19 protein-coding genes and 1 riboswitch are annotated in these 21,894 nt (G+C 60.8%); of the genes, 14 read left to right on the top strand and 5 right to left on the bottom strand.

Going from position 1 to position 21,894, the window contains the following annotated elements:
* Together L9059_RS28465 and L9059_RS28470 are read right to left on the bottom strand one after the other, a co-directional pair.
* A partial coding sequence (locus L9059_RS28465; protein WP_247294306.1) for an FAD-dependent oxidoreductase occupies positions 1–197 on the bottom strand: 197 nt, incomplete at its 3' end.
* A gap of 177 nt (positions 198–374) precedes the next feature.
* A complete protein-coding gene (locus tag L9059_RS28470; RefSeq protein ID WP_162437145.1) occupies positions 375–707 on the bottom strand; it encodes a DMT family transporter in 333 nt (110 codons plus the stop codon).
* 102 nt (positions 708–809) lie between these two features.
* On the opposite strand from L9059_RS28470, the gene L9059_RS28475 reads away from it, so the two are divergent.
* Positions 810–1,712, top strand: a complete 903-nt coding sequence (locus tag L9059_RS28475) for a LysR family transcriptional regulator (RefSeq protein ID WP_247294307.1) — start codon at positions 810–812, stop codon at positions 1,710–1,712.
* An 11-nt stretch (positions 1,713–1,723) separates the two neighbouring features.
* The gene (gene waaA / locus L9059_RS28480; protein ID WP_247294309.1) at positions 1,724–3,001 is read left to right on the top strand and encodes a lipid IV(A) 3-deoxy-D-manno-octulosonic acid transferase; all 1,278 of its coding nucleotides are present in this window, start codon (positions 1,724–1,726) and stop codon (positions 2,999–3,001) included.
* A 111-nt stretch (positions 3,002–3,112) separates the two neighbouring features.
* Here the strand turns inward: waaA and L9059_RS28485 are convergent, their stop codons facing one another.
* Positions 3,113–4,546 (bottom strand): TolC family outer membrane protein, encoded by a 1,434-nt coding sequence (locus tag L9059_RS28485; RefSeq protein WP_247294310.1) that lies wholly within the window; start codon positions 4,544–4,546, stop codon positions 3,113–3,115.
* Between the two features lie 202 nt (positions 4,547–4,748).
* A riboswitch (TPP riboswitch) is annotated at positions 4,749–4,854 on the top strand.
* Between the two features lie 168 nt (positions 4,855–5,022).
* Here L9059_RS28485 and thiC point away from each other — a divergent pair.
* Both thiC and cytX read left to right on the top strand, forming a co-directional pair.
* Positions 5,023–6,912, top strand: coding sequence for a phosphomethylpyrimidine synthase ThiC (gene thiC, locus L9059_RS28490; RefSeq protein ID WP_247294312.1), 1,890 nt, complete (start codon positions 5,023–5,025; stop codon positions 6,910–6,912).
* A 151-nt stretch (positions 6,913–7,063) separates the two neighbouring features.
* A complete protein-coding gene (gene cytX / locus L9059_RS28495) occupies positions 7,064–8,356 on the top strand; it encodes a putative hydroxymethylpyrimidine transporter CytX (RefSeq protein ID WP_247294314.1) in 1,293 nt (430 codons plus the stop codon).
* Here the strand turns inward: cytX and L9059_RS28500 are convergent.
* Positions 8,325–9,071: an RsiV family protein gene (locus tag L9059_RS28500; protein ID WP_247294316.1), complete on the bottom strand. Its 747-nt coding sequence runs from the start codon at positions 9,069–9,071 to the stop codon at positions 8,325–8,327. The two genes, cytX and L9059_RS28500, sit on opposite strands and share 32 nt — an antisense overlap.
* A 205-nt stretch (positions 9,072–9,276) precedes the next feature.
* On the opposite strand from L9059_RS28500, the gene L9059_RS28505 reads away from it, so the two are divergent.
* The 9 genes from L9059_RS28505 to L9059_RS28545 all read left to right on the top strand — a co-directional run bounded on the left by L9059_RS28505 (position 9,277) and on the right by L9059_RS28545 (position 18,682).
* Positions 9,277–9,894 carry an NUDIX domain-containing protein gene (locus tag L9059_RS28505; RefSeq protein ID WP_247294317.1) on the top strand — a complete coding sequence of 206 codons (618 nt, stop codon included), beginning with the start codon at positions 9,277–9,279 and terminating at the stop codon, positions 9,892–9,894.
* Positions 9,885–10,337 (top strand): DUF1249 domain-containing protein, encoded by a 453-nt coding sequence (locus L9059_RS28510; protein ID WP_045061863.1) that lies wholly within the window; start codon positions 9,885–9,887, stop codon positions 10,335–10,337. The genes L9059_RS28505 and L9059_RS28510 overlap by 10 nt, the downstream gene beginning before the upstream one ends.
* Before the next feature lie 99 nt (positions 10,338–10,436).
* Positions 10,437–11,252 (top strand): 3',5'-cyclic-AMP phosphodiesterase, encoded by an 816-nt coding sequence (gene cpdA, locus L9059_RS28515; RefSeq protein WP_247294318.1) that lies wholly within the window; start codon positions 10,437–10,439, stop codon positions 11,250–11,252.
* A gap of 196 nt (positions 11,253–11,448) precedes the next feature.
* The gene (locus tag L9059_RS28520) at positions 11,449–12,057 is read left to right on the top strand and encodes a YqiA/YcfP family alpha/beta fold hydrolase (RefSeq protein WP_247294319.1); all 609 of its coding nucleotides are present in this window, start codon (positions 11,449–11,451) and stop codon (positions 12,055–12,057) included.
* 48 nt (positions 12,058–12,105) lie between these two features.
* The gene (gene parE / locus L9059_RS28525; RefSeq protein WP_247294320.1) at positions 12,106–14,010 is read left to right on the top strand and encodes a DNA topoisomerase IV subunit B; all 1,905 of its coding nucleotides are present in this window, start codon (positions 12,106–12,108) and stop codon (positions 14,008–14,010) included.
* Positions 14,010–14,996 carry an esterase-like activity of phytase family protein gene (locus L9059_RS28530; RefSeq protein ID WP_247294321.1) on the top strand — a complete coding sequence of 329 codons (987 nt, stop codon included), beginning with the start codon at positions 14,010–14,012 and terminating at the stop codon, positions 14,994–14,996. The genes parE and L9059_RS28530 overlap by 1 nt, the downstream gene beginning before the upstream one ends.
* A complete protein-coding gene (locus L9059_RS28535; RefSeq protein ID WP_247294323.1) occupies positions 14,993–15,517 on the top strand; it encodes a retropepsin-like aspartic protease family protein in 525 nt (174 codons plus the stop codon). The genes L9059_RS28530 and L9059_RS28535 overlap by 4 nt, the downstream gene beginning before the upstream one ends.
* 7 nt (positions 15,518–15,524) lie before the next feature.
* The gene (gene parC / locus L9059_RS28540) at positions 15,525–17,792 is read left to right on the top strand and encodes a DNA topoisomerase IV subunit A (RefSeq protein ID WP_247294324.1); all 2,268 of its coding nucleotides are present in this window, start codon (positions 15,525–15,527) and stop codon (positions 17,790–17,792) included.
* Positions 17,793–17,968: 176 nt separating this feature from the next.
* Complete coding sequence (locus tag L9059_RS28545; RefSeq protein ID WP_247294326.1) at positions 17,969–18,682, top strand: PqiC family protein; 714 nt, start codon at positions 17,969–17,971, stop codon at positions 18,680–18,682.
* 245 nt (positions 18,683–18,927) lie between these two features.
* Here L9059_RS28545 and L9059_RS28550 read toward each other — a convergent pair whose 3' ends face one another.
* Complete coding sequence (locus L9059_RS28550) at positions 18,928–20,448, bottom strand: AhpA/YtjB family protein (protein ID WP_247294327.1); 1,521 nt, start codon at positions 20,446–20,448, stop codon at positions 18,928–18,930.
* 135 nt (positions 20,449–20,583) lie between these two features.
* On the opposite strand from L9059_RS28550, the gene serB reads away from it, so the two are divergent.
* A complete protein-coding gene (serB, locus tag L9059_RS28555; protein WP_247294328.1) occupies positions 20,584–21,798 on the top strand; it encodes a phosphoserine phosphatase SerB in 1,215 nt (404 codons plus the stop codon).
* Positions 21,799–21,894: the final 96 nt, after the last annotated feature.

The raw sequence follows: 21,894 nt of genomic DNA on the forward strand, positions 1-21,894 counted from the left end.
CCGGTCAGCGCACCGTGCAGCGCGTACTTGGCGCCGCCGTGGATGATGCCCTGGGACTTGAGGCTCTGCCCGCCGCCGAGGGTGGCGCTTTCCACCAGCACGGTCGAGAAACCCTGGCGGCGCAGGCGCGCGTTCAGCCAGAGGCCGGCGACACCAGCGCCGACAATCAAAACGTCGGTGGAAATAACGGATGGCATGCAACGACCTCAGTGTTCAAGACGAGGGCGCAGTATACAGACTCAAAGATTGCAGCGGCCGATGGACCTGTGGGAGTGAGCCTGCTCGCGATAACGGTTTACCAGGCAACATATGCGCCGATTGGCACACCGCTATCGCGAGCAGGCTCACTCCCACAATAGACAGCATTCCGGGCGTTAGTGGCCTGCAGTTTTCGAGAACAGCTGGATAACCACCACACCCAGGACGATCAAGCCCATCCCCAGCATCGCCGGCACATCCAGCTTCTGCCCGTAGATAAACAGGGCGGCGACACTGACCATCACGATGCCCATGCCGGCCCACACCGCATAAGCCACGCCCACAGGCACGCTTCGCACCACCAGCGTCAACATCCAGAAGGCGATGCCGTAACCCACAATCACCAGCACCAACGGCAGGGGCGTGCTGAAACCTTTTACGGCTTTCATCGAAACGGTCGCGATCACTTCGGCGCAGATGGCAATGGCCAGGTAGTAGTAAGCGGTCATAGGAGCGTCCTCAAGTGATGTGTTGCTTTATCAAGCCTGCATTCTAGAGATTCGTCAGATGCGGTAAAGTCATTACCTATCTGTTCTGGAGATGGGTCGCTCATGAGCATGCAATGGAATCTGGAACAGCTTCGCTTGTTTGTCAGCGTAGCGGAACAACGCTCGTTCTCGGCGGTGGCGCGCGTCCAGCGCAAGGCCCAGTCGGCCGTCAGCAGTTCGATTGCGCTGCTGGAAGAAGACCTTGGCGTCAGCCTGTTTGATCGCAGTAGCGGGCGCCAGCCGAAACTGACTGAAGCTGGCAATGCCTTGCTCGAAGAAGCAAGGGAAGTCCTGCGCCAGTGCGAGCGTTTGAACGGCCGGGCATTGGCGATGATGCGCGGGCAGGAAGCGCGGCTGCGGGTGGCCCAGGATGAGGCCATGCCCTACCAGGCGGTCGTGGATAGCTTTGAAGCCCTGGCGCAACAGTTTCCCAGTATTGAAGTGCAACTGACCAGTGCCGCCCAGGGCGATGTCGCGCGTAAATTGGTGGAGCGCCGGGCCGACCTGGGGCTGTTGTTTTATCACGACCAGATTCCCGAATCCCTTGAGCGCCGGGTTCTGGGTAGCGTCGAAATGGTCACGGTATGTGGCAGCGGGCATCCGCTGGCAGGCAAAACCGAAGTTGACTGCCAGCAGTTGGCGCAACATCGCCAGTTACTGATGTCCACTCAATCCAGTGTCTACCCTGGCAGCGAAGCCGCCAGCCCGCAGGTCTGGCGGGCTGACAGTTTCTACGTGATGGCCGAATGGCTGGTGCGTGGACTCGGTTGGGCCTGGTTGCCGCGGCACGTTGTGCAGTACCCGGCTTATCAGGATCAGATGGTCGAGCTGGTCAGCGAATGGACCCCGCCGGCCCTCGTCGTGGAGTTAGTCTGGCGTCGTGACGAGCCACTGGGCCCGGCTGCACGCTGGCTGGCGGAACGTTTTGCCGTGCACTTGCGGGCGATCGGCGACAAAAGCCGATAAACTCCGCCGCCATGAATAGAACTCTCTACACCGCGCTGTTTTACCTGGGGCTACCATTGGTAGCGATTCGGCTTTGGCTGCGGGCGCGCAAGGCGCCGGCTTATGCCAAACGCATAGGCGAGCGATTTTCCTATGGCCTACCGATGATGCAGCCTGGCGGTATCTGGGTGCACGCGGTGTCTGTCGGCGAGAGTATCGCTGCGGCGCCAATGATCCGCGCCCTGTTGCAACGTTATCCACAGCTGCCGGTCACCGTGACCTGCATGACCCCGACCGGCTCCGAGCGCATTCGCGTCCTGTTCGCCAATGAGCCGCGAATTCAACACTGCTATCTGCCCTATGATCTGCCTTGCGCGGCGAAGCGATTCCTTGATCGGGTCCAGCCGAAACTGGCGGTGATCATGGAAACCGAGCTGTGGCCCAACCATATTCACCAGTGCGCCAGGCGGGGCATCCCCGTGGCGCTGGCCAATGCTCGACTGTCCGAGCGCTCGGCCAGGGGTTACGGCCGTTTGCGCAAACTGACCCAGCCAATGCTCGCCGAAATGCGCCTGTTTGCGGTGCAGACCGAGGCTGAGGCCCAGCGTTTTCGCGACTTGGGCGCACGCCCGGAAACCGTCGAGGTCACCGGCTCGATCAAGTTCGACCTGACCATCGACCCGCAGCTGCTCCAGCGTGCCACAGAGTTGCGCGGCCAATGGCAGGCGCAGGAGCGTCCGGTGTGGATTGCCGCCAGCACCCATGAGGGCGAAGACGAGGTAGTGCTGGCTGCCCATCGTCAGCTGTTGGCCAATCATCCCGATGCGCTGCTGATCCTGGTACCGCGCCATCCGGAGCGGTTCAATTCGGTGTTCGAACTGTGCACCCGGCAGGGCTTTGCCACGATTCGACGTTCTGCGGGCGAGGCGGTCAGCGCCGCAACTTCCGTGCTGCTGGGCGACACCATGGGCGAGTTACTGTTTCTTTACGCCTTGGCGGATACCGCGTTTGTCGGCGGCAGCCTGGTGCCGAACGGCGGGCATAACTTGCTGGAACCCGCGGCATTGGCCAAGCCAGTGCTGAGTGGCCCGCACCTGTTCAACTTCCTCGAAATAGCCGCGCAGTTGCGCAACGCCGGCGCGCTGCAGGAGGTGGAAGATGCCGAAGGGTTGGCGGTGGCGGTCCAGCGCTTGTTCGAATTGCCGCGGGATGCGCAGCGGATGGCGGAGGCAGGATTGAACGTGATGCGCGCCAATCAGGGCGCTTTGCAGCGATTGCTGGATGGGTTGGGGCGGTTGATCGACCGTTAAACTGCGTCGTCTGGAATAAAAGATCTTCCGAACGCGGCCCGAGCCTTCGGCAGCTCCTACTTTGGAATACATTTCCCTGTAGGTGCTGCCGAAGGCTGCGATCTTTTGCTTTCAAGGTCGGGCTTTCAGTTGCTCCGCCGCAGCTGTCGCCAGATCCGGCGGCAAGAAGTCCTTGTCCGGGTTGTAGTCGGGCTTGAGGTAGCGCTTGAGGTCTTCCAGGTCCCCCGGGTTCAACGTGCCGGCCGCCTGCTTCAGGCGCAGGTTGTCGAGGATGTAGTCATACCGGGTGTTGTTGTAGTTGCGCACCGAGGTGTACAGCTGGCGCTGGGCGTCGAGCACGTCGACGATGTTGCGGGTGCCGACCTGATAGCCGATTTCAGTCGCTTCCACCGCGCTCTGGTTGGAGATGATCGACTGCTTGCGCGCCTGCACCTGCTCGACGTCGGTATTCACCGCACGATGCAGATTGCGGGTGGTCTCCACGACTTGCCGGCGCAGGCCTTCACGCTGTTGTTCCGTCTGCTCCAGGCGCGAATAGGACTCCCTTACCTGGGAATTGGTCAGCCCGCCGCTGTAGATCGGGATGTTCAGCTGCAGGGCCAGGGTGCGTTGCTCGACGGGCCCGCCATAGGCCTGGTTAAAGGCATTCGGGTTGCTGAAGCCAAAAGCGTCGTTATCACCTTTTTCATATTTCGCCACCGCATCCAACGTCGGGGCGTGGCCGGCCTTGCGTTGTTTGAGCGTTTCTTCAGCAGCGCTGACCGCGTAGTTGCTGGCCAACAGATTGAGGTTCTGCCGAGCCGCCGTGTCGACCCAGGACTTAGCATCGTTCGGTGCCGGCGGCAGGATCGGTAGTGTATGGACAATGCCTTGGATCGAGTTGTACTGACGGTTGGTCAGGGTGATCAGCGCTTCGAACGCGTCATCCACCTGGCGCTGCGCAACGATGCGGTTAGCTCGCGCAGTGTCGTAGCTGGCTTGCGATTGCAGCACGTCTGTCTTGTCCGACAGGCCGACATCGAAGCGTTCGTTGGACTGGTCCAGTTGGCGTTTGAATGCCGCTTCCTCGGCCTTGGTCGAGGCCAGGTTGTCCTGGCTGCGCAGCACATTGAAATAGTTTTCGGCCGTCTGCAGGATCAGGTTCTGCTCTGTAGCGGACAGTTGCAGCGCTGCCTGTTCGTTGACGTCCTTGGCCGCCTGGTACTGGAACCAGCGATCGGCACGGAACAGTGGCTGGGCCAAGGTCGCCTGATAGGAGTTGGCGCTGCGGGTGGTCACAGCGGAAGGCTGATTGATGTCGGTACGCACATTGGCCACCTGGGCGCCGCCAGACAGATTCGGCAGCAACCCGGCCCGAGCCTGGGGCACCACTTCTTTCTGTGCACCGTACTGGGCGCGAGCAGCGGCCAGGTCGGCGTTGTTATCTACTGCTTCCTGATAGACGCTCACCAGGTCAGTCCTGGTCGATAAGGGCGCTTCCGCTGCCGAGGCCATTCCATTCGAAGCACAAGACACGGCAAGGGCCAGTGAAAGTTTGCGCAGCATGCGGCCATCCCTAAAAATTACGCTGATAATTTGCGCCAAGGTACGGCGCGGCGTTGTACATCGTCAACGCACAACGTCGAGACGCTATGCGGCGTAGCGAGTGTAGTTGCGCACACGTTCGGCAACAATCCTGTAATTACGCCATTCATCAAGGTGTTTCTAACGGGGTTGGCGTTCTGTGTCAGTTGTGTCTAGACTGGCCGGGTTCTTGTCGGGGTGCCTTGCTATGAGGCTGAGATCGAATAATTTCGGATCCCGTTGAACCTGATCAGGTTAGCGCCTGCGTAGGGAACAAGATTTCTCGTCACCCGGCGAGTCCTCTTGTGCTTCGTCCGGGATGTTGTTCGACAATCGAACACCCCTCGAGTACTGAGCACAGCACCAACAGTTGCGTTACAGCTGATTGGTCGCGTCCATTCGTTACAGGTTCGCTCCGACAAAAATCCACTGCCTGGATGCTGTCTGGAGAGCCCGTGATGACGATAAAACTAAAAAATACGACGAACCTGAGTGATTCGGCCCAAGTCGATCAACAGTCGGTTCAGCCTTTTACCCGCTCGCAAAAAGTTTACGTTCAGGGCTCTCGCCCGGACATCCTCGTGCCGATGCGCGAAATCAGCCTTGACGTGACCCCGACCGATTTCGGCGGCGAGATCAACGCGCCTGTCGTTGTGTACGACACCTCGGGCCCGTACACCGACCCCAACGTCATCATCGACGTGCGCAAAGGCCTGGGCGATGTGCGTTCGCCGTGGATCGAAGCCCGTGGCGACACCGAGCGCCTGCCCGGCCTGAGCTCCAACTTCGGCCAGGAACGCCTGGCCGACGCCGAATTGACCAAGCTGCGGTTCGCCCACGTGAACAACCCGCGCCGCGCCAAGGCCGGGGCCAACGTCAGCCAGATGCACTATGCGCGCAAAGGCATCATCACCGCCGAGATGGAATACGTCGCCATCCGCGAAAACATGAAGCTCGAAGTGGCCCGCGCCGCCGGGCTGCTGGACCAGCAACATGCTGGTTACAGCTTCGGTGCCAGCGTGCCGAAAATCATCACCCCAGAGTTTGTCCGTGACGAGATCGCCCGCGGTCGCGCGATCATTCCGGCCAACATCAACCACACCGAACTGGAACCGATGATCATCGGCCGTAACTTCCTGGTGAAGATCAACGGCAACATCGGCAACAGCGCCCTGGGTTCGTCCATCGAAGAAGAAGTGGCGAAATTGACCTGGGGCATCCGCTGGGGTTCGGACACGGTCATGGACCTGTCCACCGGCAAGCATATTCATGAAACCCGCGAGTGGATTATCCGCAACTCGCCGGTGCCGATCGGTACCGTGCCGATTTATCAGGCCCTGGAAAAAGTCGGTGGCGCCGCCGAGGACCTGACCTGGGAGCTGTTCCGCGACACGCTGATCGAACAGGCCGAGCAGGGCGTCGACTACTTCACCATCCACGCCGGTGTGCTGCTGCGCTACGTGCCACTGACCGCCAAGCGCGTCACCGGGATCGTCTCCCGTGGCGGCTCGATCATGGCCAAGTGGTGCCTGGCGCATCACAAGGAAAACTTCCTCTACACCCATTTCGAAGACATCTGCGAAATCATGAAGGCCTACGACGTCAGCTTCTCGCTGGGTGATGGCCTGCGTCCGGGTTCGATTGCCGACGCCAACGATGCCGCGCAATTCGGCGAGCTGGAAACCCTCGGCGAGCTGACCAAAATTGCCTGGAAGCACGACGTGCAGTGCATGATCGAAGGCCCGGGCCATGTGCCGATGCAGCTGATCAAGGAAAACATGGACAAGCAGCTCGAGTGCTGCGACGAGGCGCCGTTCTACACCCTCGGCCCGCTGACCACCGACATTGCACCGGGCTACGACCACATCACTTCGGGCATCGGTGCCGCCATGATCGGCTGGTTCGGTTGCGCGATGCTTTGTTACGTTACGCCGAAGGAACACCTGGGCCTGCCGAACAAGGATGACGTGAAAACCGGGATCATCACGTACAAGATCGCGGCGCACGCTGCTGATCTCGCGAAAGGCCATCCGGGTGCACAGGTTCGCGACAATGCCCTGAGCAAGGCGCGTTTCGAGTTCCGTTGGGAAGACCAGTTCAACCTGGGCCTTGATCCGGATACCGCACGTTCGTATCACGATGAGACGTTGCCGAAGGATTCGGCCAAGGTTGCGCATTTCTGCTCGATGTGCGGGCCGAAATTCTGCTCGATGAAGATTACCCAGGAAGTCCGTGAATACGCGGCCAACCAACGGATCGAAACCATTGACGCCGAAGTCGCCCAGGGACTGGCGGAGCAGGCTGAGCGGTTCAAGCAGGAAGGCAGTCAGCTGTACAAGAAGGTTTGATCTGACCTGAAAAGGTGGGGCCTGCACAGGCCCCATCGCCAGCAGGCTGGCTCCCACATTGGATCTGTAGCGTTCACAAGTCCCCTGTGGGAGCCAGCCTGCTGGCGATAGCGATCAATACAACAACAAATGTCCCTCTGAGATAACACCCGTGAGCATTCAACCCAGCACTTACTCCCCCGACATCGCGGTGCCCGCTGAAAAGCGGGTGTTCGGTGGTCGTGACCTGTTTTCCCTGTGGTTCTCCCTCGGCATCGGCCTGATGGTGCTACAGACCGGCGCATTGCTCGCGCCCGGCCTGGGCCTGTCCGGTTCGCTGCTGGCAATCTTCCTCGGCACCCTGGTCGGCGTCCTGCTGCTGGCGGCAGTTGGCGTGATCGGCAGTGACACCGGCCTGTCGTCGATGGCCGCCCTCAAGCTCAGCCTCGGCATCAAGGGCGCGAGCCTGCCGGCGGTGTTGAACCTGCTGCAGCTGATCGGCTGGGGCTCTTTCGAAATCATCGTCATGCGTGACGCCGCCAGTCTGTTGGGGGCACGCGCCTTCAGCGATGGCAGTCTGCTGTCGAGTCCACTGCTATGGACCCTGTTCTTCGGTGGCCTGGCCACGCTGCTGGCAGTCAGCGGGCCACTGACGTTCGTGCGCCAGATCCTGCGCAAATGGGGCATCTGGCTGCTGCTGGCCGCGTGCATCTGGCTGACTTGGAACCTGTTCGCCAAAGCCGATCTGGCCGCGTTGTGGGCGCAGGCCGGCGACGGTTCGATGCCGTTCGCGGTGGGTTTTGACATCGCCATTGCGATGCCATTGTCCTGGTTGCCACTGATCGCCGACTACTCTCGATTCGGCAAGTGTGCGAAAAACGTCTTCGGCGGAACCGCGCTGGGCTTTTTTATCGGTAACTTCTGGCTGATGAGCCTGGGCGTCGCCTACACCCTGGCATTTGCCCCGAGTGGTGAAGTCAATGCGCTGCTGTTGGCACTGGCCGGTGCTGGCTTGGGGATTCCACTGCTGCTGATCCTGCTGGACGAATCAGAAAACGCCTTTGCCGACATTCACTCGGCGGCAGTGTCCAGCGGGGTGCTGGTGCGCTTCAAAGTCGAGCACCTGGCGTTGGCTATTGGTGTGGTCTGCACGCTGATCGCCTTGCTGGCGCCATTGGCCCAGTATCAGAACTTCCTGTTGCTGATCGGCTCGGTGTTTGCGCCGCTGTTCGGCGTGGTGCTGGTGGATCACTTCATCCTGCGCAAACGCAGTGCCCAAGTCGCATCAGCCGCATTGCGCTGGTCGGCGTTACTCGCCTGGTTGGGCGGGGTGAGCACTTATCACTTGTTGGCCAACCTGTACCCGGACATCGGCGCAACCCTGCCGTCGTTGATTCTGGCAGGGTTGCTGCAGCTGGTGCTGGGCCGGGCCTTCAGCTACGGCCAGGAAACAGCTCGGGTCTGAGGATGCCGTTCAGGCGTGGGTAGGGGATCTTCAGTTCGACATGGCCCAGCGCATAGGGTGCGATGGTGCTGGTTTCGTACTTGAGGATCACCCCACCGTAGGTCAGCGCCACGTTCTGGGTCTTCTGGAACGGCCAGCTCTTCACGAACTCCGCTTCCTGATCGAGCTTGGTGCTGATCAACCAGCTGTTGTGTGCCACCTGCGCGGCTTTCCAGAATGCGTCTTCCTGGCCAGGCAGCAGCATGTCCGACAACGTCAGCACCTTGTGTTGCTGGCGCGAATAGTTGATGAAGCTGCGACCCGGCGTACCATGGGCGCCGCCAGTGTCCAGGTAGCTGGAAAACTCGACGATCACCAAGCCGTCATGCTGCTCCCGTACTTTGGCCTGCAAGTAACTGCTATAGCGCGGGCCGGCGCTGCGCAAAAACTCATCGCGATAGGCTGCAAGTGTCGGCGCCACCGGGGCGTCGGGCGAGGTGCGGGTCATTTGCAGCAAGCGCTTTTCGATGATGCCGTCGAGGGCAGGCTCGGCCGGGAAGCGCAGCGTGTCGATGTTGACCAGCGGGCAATCTGGCGTCGTGCAGCCCGGCTTCAACTGCTCGGAGGCGTCACGGGTGGTTTCCAGTGGCGTCCGGTAGTTGGGCTGGAACAGACTCTGGCAAGCGGCCAGGGTCAGCGCGATTGCGGCCACGGAGGCGATTTTGAAAAGCGACATGGGCGTCCTTCATGAAACAGGGAAAGGCGAAAGTTACCCGCTTCGACTGCCAGCGCGGTAATCAGTTCGCCACTAAGCTAATTAGAGTTGGTTTCGCCCTCACCGTCTATCCCGCTGGCTGGAAAGGGGCTGCATCAAACGTAGCGGGCGCGTTAGGATGGCGCGAAGTCGAGGCTGGAGCCTCGGAGCAACTACGAGGATTGTCATGACTGATTTTGCCAACGCCATTCCGACCGCCGTTGAGATCGTTCGGCGCGAAAAGTGCTACGAGGGCTTTTACAAGCTTGATCGTGTGCACTTGCGCCACGAATTGTTCGCCGGAGGCATGAGTCGCGAAATCAATCGGGAAGTGTTCGTTCGCCATGATGCTGTCTGCGTGCTGCCTTACGATCCGCAGCGTGACGAAGTGGTGCTGATTGAGCAGTTTCGTGTCGGCGCCATGGGCAAGACCGATAACCCGTGGCTGATCGAACTGGTCGCTGGTCTGATCGACAAGGATGAAGTGCCGGAAGAAGTTGCTCACCGCGAAGCGCAGGAGGAAGCTGGGCTTGTGTTCGGGGCGCTCTGGCCGATGACCAAATATTTTCCATCGCCGGGCGGCAGCAATGAGTTCGTGCATTTGTACCTGGGGCGTTGCGAGACAACCGGGGCCGGCGGCCTGCATGGGCTGGAGGAAGAAGCAGAAGATATTCGCGTTACGGTCTGGGCGTTCGAAGATGCCCTGCAAGCCGTACGCGACGGACGAATTGCCAACGCGGCCAGTATCATTGCTTTGCAGTGGCTGGCTTTGAATCGCGTTGAAGTGAGGGGGTTATGGTCGTAAACAAGTTGCGCGATCGCTATCGAGTCGACCTCGCGGGGCTGCAAGCTTCCTGTGAGGCCAACTACGCGCGCCTTATGCGACTGTTGCCGGACATGCGCAGCGAGCCGGCGGCGCGACGTATAGCGGTGACCCACGGCGACCAGATGCTCGGCGTGCTGGCGCTCGAGGTGCTGCAGGTGTGCCCGTACACCACGACCTTGCAAGTGCGCCAGGAACACAGCCTGCCGTGGCTGCCGGTGCCGCAGCTGGAAGTCCAGGTCTATCACGATGCCTGTATGGCTGAAGTAGTCAGTGCCGAACATGCACGACGTTTTCGCGGCATCTACCCTTATCCGAATGCCTCGATGCATCAACCGGATGAAAAAGCCCAGCTGAACATGTTCCTGGGGGAGTGGCTGAGCCATTGTCTGGCGTTGGGACATGAGTACGAAGTCGTTCGCTAGTTGTGAACTGCGTTCAGTTAGCGGCTTTCCTCTTTCGCTCTTCCCCCAGCATAATTGCGGCACTTTTCCATCCTCGTGATTTCGCCTTGGGAGAACGCCTTGCCGAGCGTATCCACATTGAGCACCGCCGACTCGGCGTTGCTGGTGCAGCTGTCCGACAGCCACTTGTTCGCCGAGGCGGATGGCAGGTTGCTGGGCATGAATACCCGGGACAGCCTCATAAAGGTCCTCGAGCTGGTCCGCCAGCAGCAGCCGCACATTGACTTGGTGATTGCCAGTGGTGACCTGTCCCAGGACGGAACACTGGAGTCTTACCAGCTGTTTCGCGACCTGACCCGACAGCTCGATGCGCCGGCGCGCTGGATCCCCGGTAACCATGATGAACCGCAGGTCATGGCCGTGGCGGCGGTGCAGAGCGCCTTGCTGGAACCGATAGTGGATATCGGCAACTGGCGGGTGACGCTGCTGGATTCGGCGGTGCCCGGCTCGGTGCCGGGTTACCTGCAGGATGAGCAGCTGCAATTGCTTGCCCGTTCTTTGAGCGAAGCGCCGGAGCGCCATCACCTGGTGTGTTTTCATCACCATCCGGTGTCGATCGGGAGTGCCTGGATGGAACCGATCGGCTTGCGCAATCCTGAGGCGCTGTTTGCCGTGTTGGACCGCTTTCCCCAGGTGCGCGCGGTGCTGTGGGGGCATGTGCATCAGGAGATTGACCGCGAGCGCAATGGCGTGCGGTTGATTGCGTCGCCATCGACCTGCATCCAGTTTGAGCCGGGGAGCGATGATTTCGCGGTAGGGGATCAGGCGCCGGGTTATCGCTGGTTGCGGTTGCTGCCGGATGGGCGGATTGAGACTGGCGTGGAGCGGGTTACGGGGTTCCAATTCCAGGTCGATTACGGCTCTGATGGTTATTGACGGAAGGTTATTGATGCCCTGTGGGAGCAAAGCTTGCTCGCGATTCGGTGCGGCAGGTTACACAAATGTAAATGTGCGATCGCCATCGCGGGCAAGCCTTGCTCCCACAGCCCGGGTAATTCCTATCGATGCTGGCCCAACACCCCCCGACACCCTGTAAACTCCGCCTTCTTTACCCGACGCACAGGGAGCTCAAATGTCCGGCTCGATCCTCTATATCCACGGTTTCAACAGCGCACCCTCCTCGAAAAAGGCCACGCAGCTGATGAAAGTGATGGATCGCCTGGGTTTGAGCGATCAACTGCGGGTGCCCGCCCTGCATCACCATCCACGTGAAGCCATCGGTCAGCTTGAGCAGGCGATTGCCGAGCTCGGGCGGCCACTGCTGGTCGGCAGCTCGCTCGGCGGCTACTATGCGACTCACTTGGCCGAGCGCCATGGCCTCAAAGCCCTGCTGGTCAACCCGGCCGTCAGCCCGCACCGGATGTTCGACGGGTATCTGGGGACTCAGAAAAATCTGTACACCGATGAAGCCTGGGAACTGACCCACGACCATGTGACGGCCCTGGCCGAGCTGGAAGTGCCGGCCCCGCAGGATCCCCAACGGTGTCAGGTTTGGCTGCAGACCGGTGATGAAACCCTGGACTATCGCCTCGCCCAGCAGTACTACCGGACCTGTGCCTTGCGCATCCAGGCCGGCGGCGACCACAGCTTTCAGGGCTTTGCCGCGCAACTTCCGGCAATGTTGAGTTTTGCCGGCATCGGCGCAGATTTGTATCAAACGATTGATTTCACAGCACTGTGACCGGTCCCTTTTCTACCGAACAATTTTTTCAAAGGACGACGAGACCCCATGGCCACTCCCGGCGCTAGCTCTTATAACGCAGACGCCATCGAAGTCCTCTCGGGCCTCGACCCGGTGCGCAAACGCCCCGGCATGTACACCGACACCAGCCGGCCGAACCACCTCGCCCAGGAAGTCATCGACAACAGCGTCGACGAAGCCTTGGCCGGACATGCGAGCTCGGTGCAGGTCATACTGCACGCCGATCACTCCCTGGAAGTCAGCGATGATGGTCGGGGCATGCCGGTGGACATCCATCCGGAAGAGGGTGTTTCAGGCGTCGAGCTGATCCTCACCAAACTTCATGCGGGCGGCAAGTTCTCCAACAAGAACTATCAGTTCTCCGGCGGTCTGCACGGCGTGGGTATTTCCGTGGTCAACGCCCTGTCGACCGACGTCCGTGTGCGCGTCAAGCGTGACGGCAACGAATACCAGATGACTTTCGCCGACGGTTACAAGAAAACCGAACTGGAAGTCGTCGGCACTGTCGGCAAGCGCAACACCGGCACCAGCGTGTTCTTCGCCCCTGACCCGAAATACTTCGATTCACCTAAATTCTCTATCAGCCGCCTCAAGCACGTGCTCAAGGCCAAGGCCGTACTGTGCCCTGGGTTGCTGGTCAGCTTTGAAGACAAGGCCTGCGGCGAGAAGGTCGAATGGCATTACGAAGATGGCCTGCGTTCCTATCTGGTCGATGCGGTCACCGAGTTCGAACGCCTGCCGGACGAACCGTTCTGCGGCAGCCTGGCCGGTAATAAGGAAGCGGTTGATTGGGCGTTGCTGTGGTTGCCGGAAGGTGGCGAGAGCGTGCAGGAAAGTTACGTCAACCTGATCCCGACGGCTCAGGGCGGGACCCACGTCAACGGCTTGCGCCAGGGCTTGCTCGACGCCATGCGCGAATTCTGCGAATTCCGCAGCCTGCTGCCGCGCGGTGTGAAACTGGCGCCGGAAGACGTCTGGGAACGCATCGCCTTCGTCCTGTCGATGAAGATGCAGGAGCCGCAATTCTCCGGCCAGACCAAGGAACGCCTGTCATCCCGTGAAGCGGCGGCGTTTGTCTCCGGTGTGGTCAAGGATGCTTTCAGCCTGTGGCTTAACGCCAATCCGGAAACCGGCATGCTCCTGGCGGAACTGGCGATCAACAACGCCGGCCGCCGCTTGAAGGCCAGCAAGAAGGTCGAGCGCAAGCGCATTACCCAAGGCCCGGCACTGCCGGGCAAGCTCGCAGACTGTGCCGGGCAGGACCCGATGCGCTCGGAGCTGTTCCTGGTGGAAGGTGATTCCGCCGGCGGTTCGGCCAAGCAGGCGCGGGACAAGGAATTCCAGGCGATCCTGCCGTTGCGCGGGAAGATCCTCAACACTTGGGAAGTCGATGGCAGCGAAGTCCTGGCGAGCCAGGAAGTGCACAACATCGCCGTGGCGATCGGAGTTGATCCTGGCGCTGCGGACATGAGCCAGCTGCGTTACGGCAAGATCTGCATCCTCGCCGACGCCGACTCCGACGGCCTGCACATCGCGACCCTGCTGTGCGCGTTGTTCGTCCAGCACTTCCGCCCACTGGTGGATGCCGGTCACGTCTACGTCGCCATGCCGCCGCTGTACCGTATCGACCTCGGCAAGGAAATCTTCTACGCCCTCGACGAAGCCGAGCGTGATGGCATTCTCGATCGCCTGGTGGCCGAGAAGAAACGCGGCAAGCCGCAGGTCACTCGATTCAAAGGCCTGGGTGAAATGAACCCGCCGCAACTGCGCGAAACCACCATGGACCCGAACACCCGGCGCCTGGTGCAGCTGACGCTGGAAGATTACGAAGCCACTGCAGAAATGATGGACATGTTGCTGGCGAAGAAGCGCGCCGGCGATCGCAAGTCCTGGCTGGAATCCAAAGGCAACCTGGCCGAGGTTCTTGGCTGATGCGGGTTGGCTTTGCCCTGGCGAGTGCATTACTCCTGAGCACGGCGGCGTTGGCCGACCCGGTCCCGGAGTTGCGCCTGGTTTCCGAGCATGCCGTGGACGGCATGCATGGCGGCAACCTGTCGGGGCTGGCGCGGTGCGGCAACGAACTGTGGACTGTGTCCGATCGCGACGATGACCAGATCTACCGTCTCGATACCCGCCAGGACACCTGGCAGGCCGAAGCCGTGCACATCGATGTGCCCGTCGTACCTGCCACCGGATTGCCGTGGGGGTTGAGCTCGCGCAGTTGGGCTGCGTCGTTCGTGCGCGGCGGCGACCTGGACTTCGAAGGTATCACCTGCGACAACGCGGGTAATCGTTACATCGTCAGCGAATCCCATGCAGCGGTGTTGCAGGTGCCGCCAACCGGCCGCGCGTCCTGGTTGAAAATCTCGCCCAGACTGGTGCGTGAGGCGCGGGCCGGGGGCATGTTGCAGCGCTTTAATGCATTGTTCGAAGGCCTGGCGGTTAATCCGCAAGGCGACCAGTTATGGCTGGCCGCCGAGCGTGATCGCCGCGGTCTGCTGCTTATCAAACGCGGGCCGACGCAATGGGACTGTGATGGCAACTGTGTGCTGCTGAGCGAGGGTGGCAAGCAACAGCAGCCCGCGCAGTTTCACCACACGAGGCCTGTGTCTCGGGACTTCGCCGACCTGTCACTGTTCAATGGAAAACTGTTCACCCTGGAGCGCAATGCCTACGAAATATGCCGCCGCGACGCATCGACGGCCAAGGTCGAGCGTTGCTGGTCGTATGCGGCCGAGTTGCTGCAGGATAACCGACGTTATCCACAGGACTACGGGTTGGAAGAAGCGCTGGTCGTGGACGCCACAGGCGCCTGGATAGGCGTCGACAACAATACCGGGGCCCGCGTCGATGGCGAGGTTCGCCCGATCATCTGGCGCTTTGCCGCGCCTGAAGGCGGCTGGAGTGGCACACCATGAGTCAACAAACGCCGGGCAAACGTGCCGGCCGAGTGCTGATGGTGCTCGCGTGGTGCGCCGCGTTGTTTCTGGCGACGCGGTTTTTTGGCGAATGGGAAGCGCGACAGCAAAATCCCAATGCCGTGGTCGACTCCGAGCAGGGCGAGGGATTTATCGAAGTGAAACTGGCCAGCAATCGCCAGGGTCATTTCGTCGCCAGCGGTCAGATCAACGGCCAGCCGGTGAATTTCATGCTCGACACCGGGGCGACCGATGTGTCGGTCCCGGCTGAAGTGGCCAAGCGGCTGAAACTGGAAGAGGGCTTCGGGGTGACCCTGAGCACCGCCAACGGTTTGAGCAAGGGGTATCGAACCCGTATCGACCGGCTGCAGGTCGGCGACATCGTGCTGCGTGACGTTCGCGCGCTGGTTGCCCCTGGGCTGGAAGGCGATCAGGTGCTGCTCGGTATGAGCGCGCTGAACAAACTTGAATTTACTCAGCGCGGCGGCACCATGCTGCTGCGCCAGACAACGAACCGATGAGGCCCGCATGAGCGACATCCTTGCAGACAGCTTAGACGGCGTAGAACGCCGATCGCTGGCTGACTTCACCGAAAGTGCCTACCTCAACTACTCCATGTACGTGATCATGGACCGCGCCTTGCCGCATATCGGCGACGGCCTGAAGCCGGTGCAGCGGCGCATCATCTACGCGATGAGCGAGTTGGGGCTGGATGCCGATTCCAAGCACAAGAAATCGGCGCGTACCGTCGGTGACGTGCTCGGCAAGTTCCACCCCCACGGCGACTCCGCTTGCTACGAAGCGATGGTCCTGATGGCGCAGCCGTTCAGCTATCGCTATACGCTGGTCGACGGCCAGGGTAACTGGGGTGCGCCCGACGATCCCAAGTCTTTCGCCGCCATGCGTTACACCGAGGCGCGGTTGTCGCGCTATTCCGAAGTGCTGCTCAGCGAATTGGGCCAGGGTACGGCGGACTGGGGACCGAACTTCGACGGTACCCTCGACGAACCCCTGGTGTTGCCCGCACGTTTACCGAATATCCTGCTCAACGGCACCACTGGCATCGCCGTGGGCATGGCCACCGACGTGCCGCCGCACAACCTGCGTGAAGTGGCTACGGCCTGCGTACGTTTGCTGGATGAGCCCAAGGCTACGGTCGAGCAGCTCTGTGAACATATTCAAGGTCCGGACTACCCGACCGAAGCGGAGATCATCACCCCGCGTACTGACCTGCTGAAAATTTACGAGACCGGCCGCGGCTCGGTGCGCATGCGCGCCGTGTATCACATCGAAGACGGCGACATCATCGTCACCGCGCTGCCGCATCAGGTCTCCGGTGCCAAGGTGCTGGAGCAGATTGCCGCGATGATGCAGGCCAAGCCGTCCAAGGCCCCGCAGATCGCTGACCTGCGTGACGAATCCGACCACGAGAACCCGTGCCGGATCGTGATCATCCCGGGCGCACGCAAGAATTTCGACCACGATGGGTTGATGCAGCATTTGTTTGCCAGCACCGAGCTGGAGTCGAGCTACCGGGTCAACATCAACATCATTGGCCTGGATGGCAAGCCGCAGCTGAAAAACCTGCGTGCGCTGTTGGTGGAATGGCTGGAATTCCGCGTGCAGACCGTGCGTCGCCGTCTGCAATTCCGCCTCGACAAGGTCGAGCGTCGCCTGCACCTGTTGGACGGCTTGTTGATTGCCTACCTCAACCTGGATGAAGTGATTCACATCATCCGCACCGAGGAGCACCCCAAGGCTGCGCTGATCGAGCGCTTTGCCCTGAGCGAGATCCAGGCCGACTACATCCTCGATACCCGCCTGCGTCAACTGGCGCGGCTGGAAGAGATGAAGCTGCGCAGCGAGCAGGATGAATTGCTCAAGGAGCAAGCCAAGCTGCAAGCCTTGCTGAGCAGCGAAGCCAAGCTGAAAAAACTGGTGCGCACCGAGCTGATCAAGGACGCCGAAACCTATGGCGACGACCGTCGTTCGCCAATCGTCGAGCGCGCTGAGTCCAAGGCCCTGACCGAGCACGACCTGCTGCCGAACGAAAAAGTGACGGTAGTGCTGTCGGAAAAAGGCTGGATACGTTCCGCCAAGGGCCACGAAATCGATGCCACGGGGCTGTCGTACAAGGCCGGGGACGGCTTCAAGGCCCTGGCCGCAGGGCGCTCCAACCAGTTTGCGGTGTTTATCGATTCTACCGGCCGCAGCTACTCGGTCGCGGCGCACACGTTGCCGTCGGCCCGCGGCCAGGGCGAACCCCTGACCGGACGCCTGACGCCGCCGCCAGGCGCTACCTTCGAATGCGTGATGATGCCCGAGGACGATGCGCTGTACGTGATCGCCTCGGACGCCGGTTATGGCTTCGTGGTCAAGGGTGAAGACCTGCAGGCCAAGAACAAGGCGGGCAAGGCACTGTTGAGCCTACCGAACAACGCCAAGGTGATCCTGCCGCGCCCGGTCTCTGATCGTGAGCATAACTGGCTGGCGTCGGTGACCACCGAAGGTCGCCTGCTCCTCTTCAAGATCAGCGATCTGCCACAATTAGGGAAGGGCAAAGGCAACAAGATCATCGGTATTCCCGGTGAGCGAGTGGCCAGTCGCGAAGAATATGTCACGGACATCGCCGTGCTGCCGGATGGCGCCACACTGGTGCTGCAGGCCGGAAAACGCACCTTGTCGCTGAAGGCAGACGACCTCGAACACTACAAAGGTGAGCGTGGGCGTCGTGGTAACAAACTGCCACGAGGCTTCCAGAGGGTGGATGCGCTGTTCGTCGAAAACCTCAATTAGGTGTGTTAGAGCGCTCGATCTGCGATTTAACGCGTAGATCGACGCTTTCGCGCTGGAGTCGGGACGCATATTCACGGATGATACGGCCTTTAAAGCGCCGGCGTGGCCGAGCGATCTTCATATTTATTGAGTATTTTCACTGTGGTTAGCCGTGTGGCAACCACCTGGATGGGACGATGACTGCTCTGCGCCTTCCTTTTTTCTTGATGCTCGCTGGCGTTCTTGGCCTGGCGGGTTGCAGCGTTCACCAACCGGTGTCGCTGTATCAGCTGGACAGCGGCAATCCGGTTCAGCCCGCACAAAGTGCCGGCATGGCCGTATTGCTGGGCCCGGTGACGATTGCCGACTACCTGCAACGTGAAACCCTGTTGCAGCGACAGCCCGATGGCAGCCTTCAGGCTTCGACCGATGGTCGCTGGGCTGGCAGCCTGTCTTCGGACATCGATCAATTGCTGCTGCGCCAGGTGTCCGGTCATCTGGACAGCCAGCGCGTCGTGCTGGCGCCGGCGACCCAGGGTTTCACGCCGGATGTGCAGGTGCTGTTGACCATCACCCGCCTGGACTCGGGTGAGTCGCAGCCGGCGATCCTTGATGCGCAATGGCGCTTGATCGACCGTCGCGGCCAGGTGCGTGACAACCGCATCATTCATCTGCAGGAGCAGCACGCGGGCGGGACTGCGGCTCAAGTCCAGGCCCAGGGCGCATTGCTGCAACAGCTGGCCGAGCAACTGTCGGTGGCGCTCAAGCCCCTGGCTAACCAGCCGCCAATCGCCGAGGTGCCGAAAAAACCGGCAGCCAAGCCATCGGCGCCTGCGGCGGAAAAGGACAAGCAACCAAAGATTCCGATGGCTTCGCCGATTCGCACTGATATGGAAGTGTTCAGGTTCTAAAGCCTGGATGTAGCCAAAACAAAGCCCGCCTTGTGCGGGCTTTGTTGTGTTTGCCTTGGGCGATCTATGTTGTCTGTGGGAGCCCTTTCGCGAGCAAGCCCGCTTCCACAGTGACCTGCGGTGACCACTGAAAAGGTGTAAGGCCGAGAACCCTGTGGGAGCGGGCTTGCTCGCGAAAGGGCCAGCACAGGCAACAAAAAAGCCCGCAGACAATCACTCGTCTGCGGGCTTTTTCATATCAGGGCTTAAGCCCGGCGCTCATGCATCCGCGCCAGTTGTCGCTCCAGCATCGACGGATACGGCTCCATCAACCGCTCAACGCAGCAGGCGCCTTCAGGGCTGGCGATCGGGCGGATCCGCGCGCGTTGGCGGATCAGCACATCGTCGCCGATCTTGCGTTCCACCAGCAGCAGGTTGCGGCTGTGTTGCGACAAGGCCAGGGCGTCCTGGGCCGACTCGGTCAGCAGCAGGTCGATCTGGCTCAGGCCGAACAACTCGTCACCCAAGGTCAGGCCCAGCTGCAGTTGCAGGGTTATGCCCGAGTCGGCCACTTCGATCTGCAGCTGATGACCCAGCGCACGGAGCAACTCGCCGCAGCAGATCGCATTGGTCAGGTAGTCTTCGCCGCTGTCTTCAGTGTGAAACAGCATCAAGGTGCTGCCGTCGTTCAGGGTGTGCAGCTCGCTCTGGTAGAGGGAGGCGGCCTGATCGAGGCAGTCGCGATAACGCTTGAGCAGCTCCTCCAATCGGGCGCGGGGCAGTCGGCGCAGTTGATCCTGGGCGCCCAGTTGCACGGCCAGTACGGCGCTGTGCTGAGGCACGTTGGAGGCGAGCGCTTTAACCACAGGTTTAGGCGAGCTGGCAGCCGTCTCGTCACGCAGGTCGGCGAACGGATCTTCGTCGTCATCATCGTCTACAGTGCTGACAATCTGCCGAGGCGCGGGCTTCAAACCGGCCACCGGCCTGGTTTCATCGAAACCAGGGTCGCGCAGGTTGCGCACCTTGAAAGTCGGCTCGTCTTCGTCTTCTGCCTCTTCGTACTCGGGCTCTGGTTCAGGCTCGGGTTCCGCGGGCTCCGGGGCGAAGTTGGCGTGCAGCTGACGTGCCAGGTCGCCGATCTCATCCTGGCGCTCGGTAGCCGGGGTGTATTCGTCGATGTTGCGCAGCCACACACGCAGTTGCAGCAACGGCGTGGAGATGTGCCGACCCAGGCGCAGGCTCAGGGCCAGGGACAAGGCCAGCAGAATTGCACTGAGAATGCCCATGCTCTGCAGGCTGATGGTCATAGGCTGCTGGAATTGATCCATGTCCAGGCTGATGCGCAGTTGCCCGGCCGTCACGTCCTGGAAGGTGATCTTGCTCTGATACATGCCCTCGGCTTCGCCCAGCAGGCTGTGCTTGGGGCGCTGACCGGCTTCGGCGAGGATGCGGTTATCCACGCTATAGATGGCCGCGTGAGCCACCAGCTTGTTCTTGGTCAGGTTGTTGAGCAGCACGTTCAGGCTGAGGATGTCATTGGACACCAACAGCTCGGTGGCGGAGGTGGCGGTTTGCGTGGTCAGGCTTTCGCCCAGCGCATCCGCCTGCTCGTGCATGGCCTGCTTGAACTGCAACCCCATCACGCAGGCGTAGATGACCAGGGCCAGAGCGACCAGGATCACGTTATGGCTGGCAATGCGTAATGCAATCGGTACACGGCGATGGCGCAGTGCACGGAAGATCAGCAGAAAGAAGTTATCGGTTTTTACTGGCGTGGGCCGGTTCACTTGAGCTCGGCTCTTTTGTCCGTGAAGTTGACGCGCAGTATAGCGACAGGCCCCAGACCGGCAAAGCGCTCACGGTGCCCGATGGTCACTGAATGAAGGTAGAATGCGGTTTTTTTCCACTTGCGGGGGTGCGCCTTGCGCGAAATCGTCCTGATAAACATCACGGGAGTCGACCGTCCGGGTCTGACTGCGGCCATTACCGGCGTTCTGGCACAGGGTGGTGTGAATATTCTCGACATCGGCCAAGCGGTGATCCACGACACTCTATCGTTCGGCATCCTGGTTGAAATTCCCGACACCGAGCAAGGCAAGTCAGTCCTCAAGGACATACTGTTCACGGCTTACAAGCTTGATCAGCAGGTGCGTTTCACGCCGGTTTCCGAAGAGGATTACCAGCAGTGGGTCGGCAATCAGGGGAAAAAACGCCACATTGTTACCCTGTTGACCCGCAAAGTGACTGCCGAGCAATTGCAGGCCGTTAGCTCGATCACTGCCAAATACGGGCTGAACATCGATCATATCGATCGTTTGTCCGGGCGTATGCCGCTGGATACGCCAGCCGACAAGGGCAAGGGCTGCATCGAGTTTTCCGTGCGTGGCGAAGCGGCCGACCCGCAGGCACTGCGGGCCGAGTTCCTCAGTGTGGCGCAGGACCTGAACGTCGATATCGCCTTCCAGGAAGATTCGCTGTTCCGCCGCAACCGCCGCCTGGCGGTGTTCGACATGGACTCGACGTTGATTGAAGCTGAAGTCATCGATGAGCTGGCCAAGGCGGCCGGTGTAGGCGAGCAGGTTTCTGCTATCACCGAACGGGCGATGGCTGGGGAGCTGGACTTCCGCGCAAGTTTCAAGGAGCGCCTGGCTTTGCTGCAGGGGCTGGATGTCAGCGTGCTGGATTCGATCGGCGCCTCGCTACGCCTGACCGAAGGCGCCGAGACCCTGTTCGCCGAACTCAAGCGCCTGGGTTACAAGACAGCGATCCTGTCAGGCGGCTTCACTTATTTCGCCAAGCAGCTGCAAGCCAAGCTGGGCATCGACTACGTATTCGCCAATGAACTGGCAGTGGTCGACGGCAAGGTGACTGGCGTGGCGGTCGAGCCGATTGTCGATGCGCAGCGCAAGGCTGATCTGTTGAAGGAGCTGGCGCACAAGGAAGGCCTGCGTCTGGAGCAGACGATTGCGGTCGGCGACGGCGCCAACGATTTGCCGATGCTGGCGATTGCCGGGTTGGGTGTGGCGTTCCGTGCCAAGCCTCTGGTCAAACAGTCGGCGAAGCAGGCGATTTCTACCCTGGGACTGGATGGGGTGCTGTATCTGCTGGGCTTCCGGGATCGTGATGGGCAGCTCTGAGTCTTTTATTGACTGTTCAGCTTTTGTGGCGAGGGAGCTTGCTCCCGCTGGGGCGCGAAGCGGGCCCCAGGTTAACCTGATGAAAGAGACTGCTTT

The organism is Pseudomonas violetae (genome assembly GCF_023072615.1).
Taxonomy (GTDB): Bacteria; Pseudomonadota; Gammaproteobacteria; order Pseudomonadales; family Pseudomonadaceae; genus Aquipseudomonas; species Aquipseudomonas violetae.

Coding starts and splice junctions, on each gene's coding strand:
- L9059_RS28470 (WP_162437145.1), bottom strand. CDS start 707: ATGACCGCTTACTACTACCTGGCCATTGCCATCTGCGCCGAAGTGATC.
- L9059_RS28475 (WP_247294307.1), top strand. CDS start 810: ATGAGCATGCAATGGAATCTGGAACAGCTTCGCTTGTTTGTCAGCGTA.
- waaA (WP_247294309.1), top strand. CDS start 1,724: ATGAATAGAACTCTCTACACCGCGCTGTTTTACCTGGGGCTACCATTG.
- L9059_RS28485 (WP_247294310.1), bottom strand. CDS start 4,546: ATGCTGCGCAAACTTTCACTGGCCCTTGCCGTGTCTTGTGCTTCGAAT.
- thiC (WP_247294312.1), top strand. CDS start 5,023: ATGACGATAAAACTAAAAAATACGACGAACCTGAGTGATTCGGCCCAA.
- L9059_RS28500 (WP_247294316.1), bottom strand. CDS start 9,071: ATGTCGCTTTTCAAAATCGCCTCCGTGGCCGCAATCGCGCTGACCCTG.
- L9059_RS28505 (WP_247294317.1), top strand. CDS start 9,277: ATGACTGATTTTGCCAACGCCATTCCGACCGCCGTTGAGATCGTTCGG.
- L9059_RS28510 (WP_045061863.1), top strand. CDS start 9,885: ATGGTCGTAAACAAGTTGCGCGATCGCTATCGAGTCGACCTCGCGGGG.
- L9059_RS28520 (WP_247294319.1), top strand. CDS start 11,449: ATGTCCGGCTCGATCCTCTATATCCACGGTTTCAACAGCGCACCCTCC.
- parE (WP_247294320.1), top strand. CDS start 12,106: ATGGCCACTCCCGGCGCTAGCTCTTATAACGCAGACGCCATCGAAGTC.
- L9059_RS28530 (WP_247294321.1), top strand. CDS start 14,010: ATGCGGGTTGGCTTTGCCCTGGCGAGTGCATTACTCCTGAGCACGGCG.
- L9059_RS28535 (WP_247294323.1), top strand. CDS start 14,993: ATGAGTCAACAAACGCCGGGCAAACGTGCCGGCCGAGTGCTGATGGTG.
- parC (WP_247294324.1), top strand. CDS start 15,525: ATGAGCGACATCCTTGCAGACAGCTTAGACGGCGTAGAACGCCGATCG.
- L9059_RS28545 (WP_247294326.1), top strand. CDS start 17,969: ATGACTGCTCTGCGCCTTCCTTTTTTCTTGATGCTCGCTGGCGTTCTT.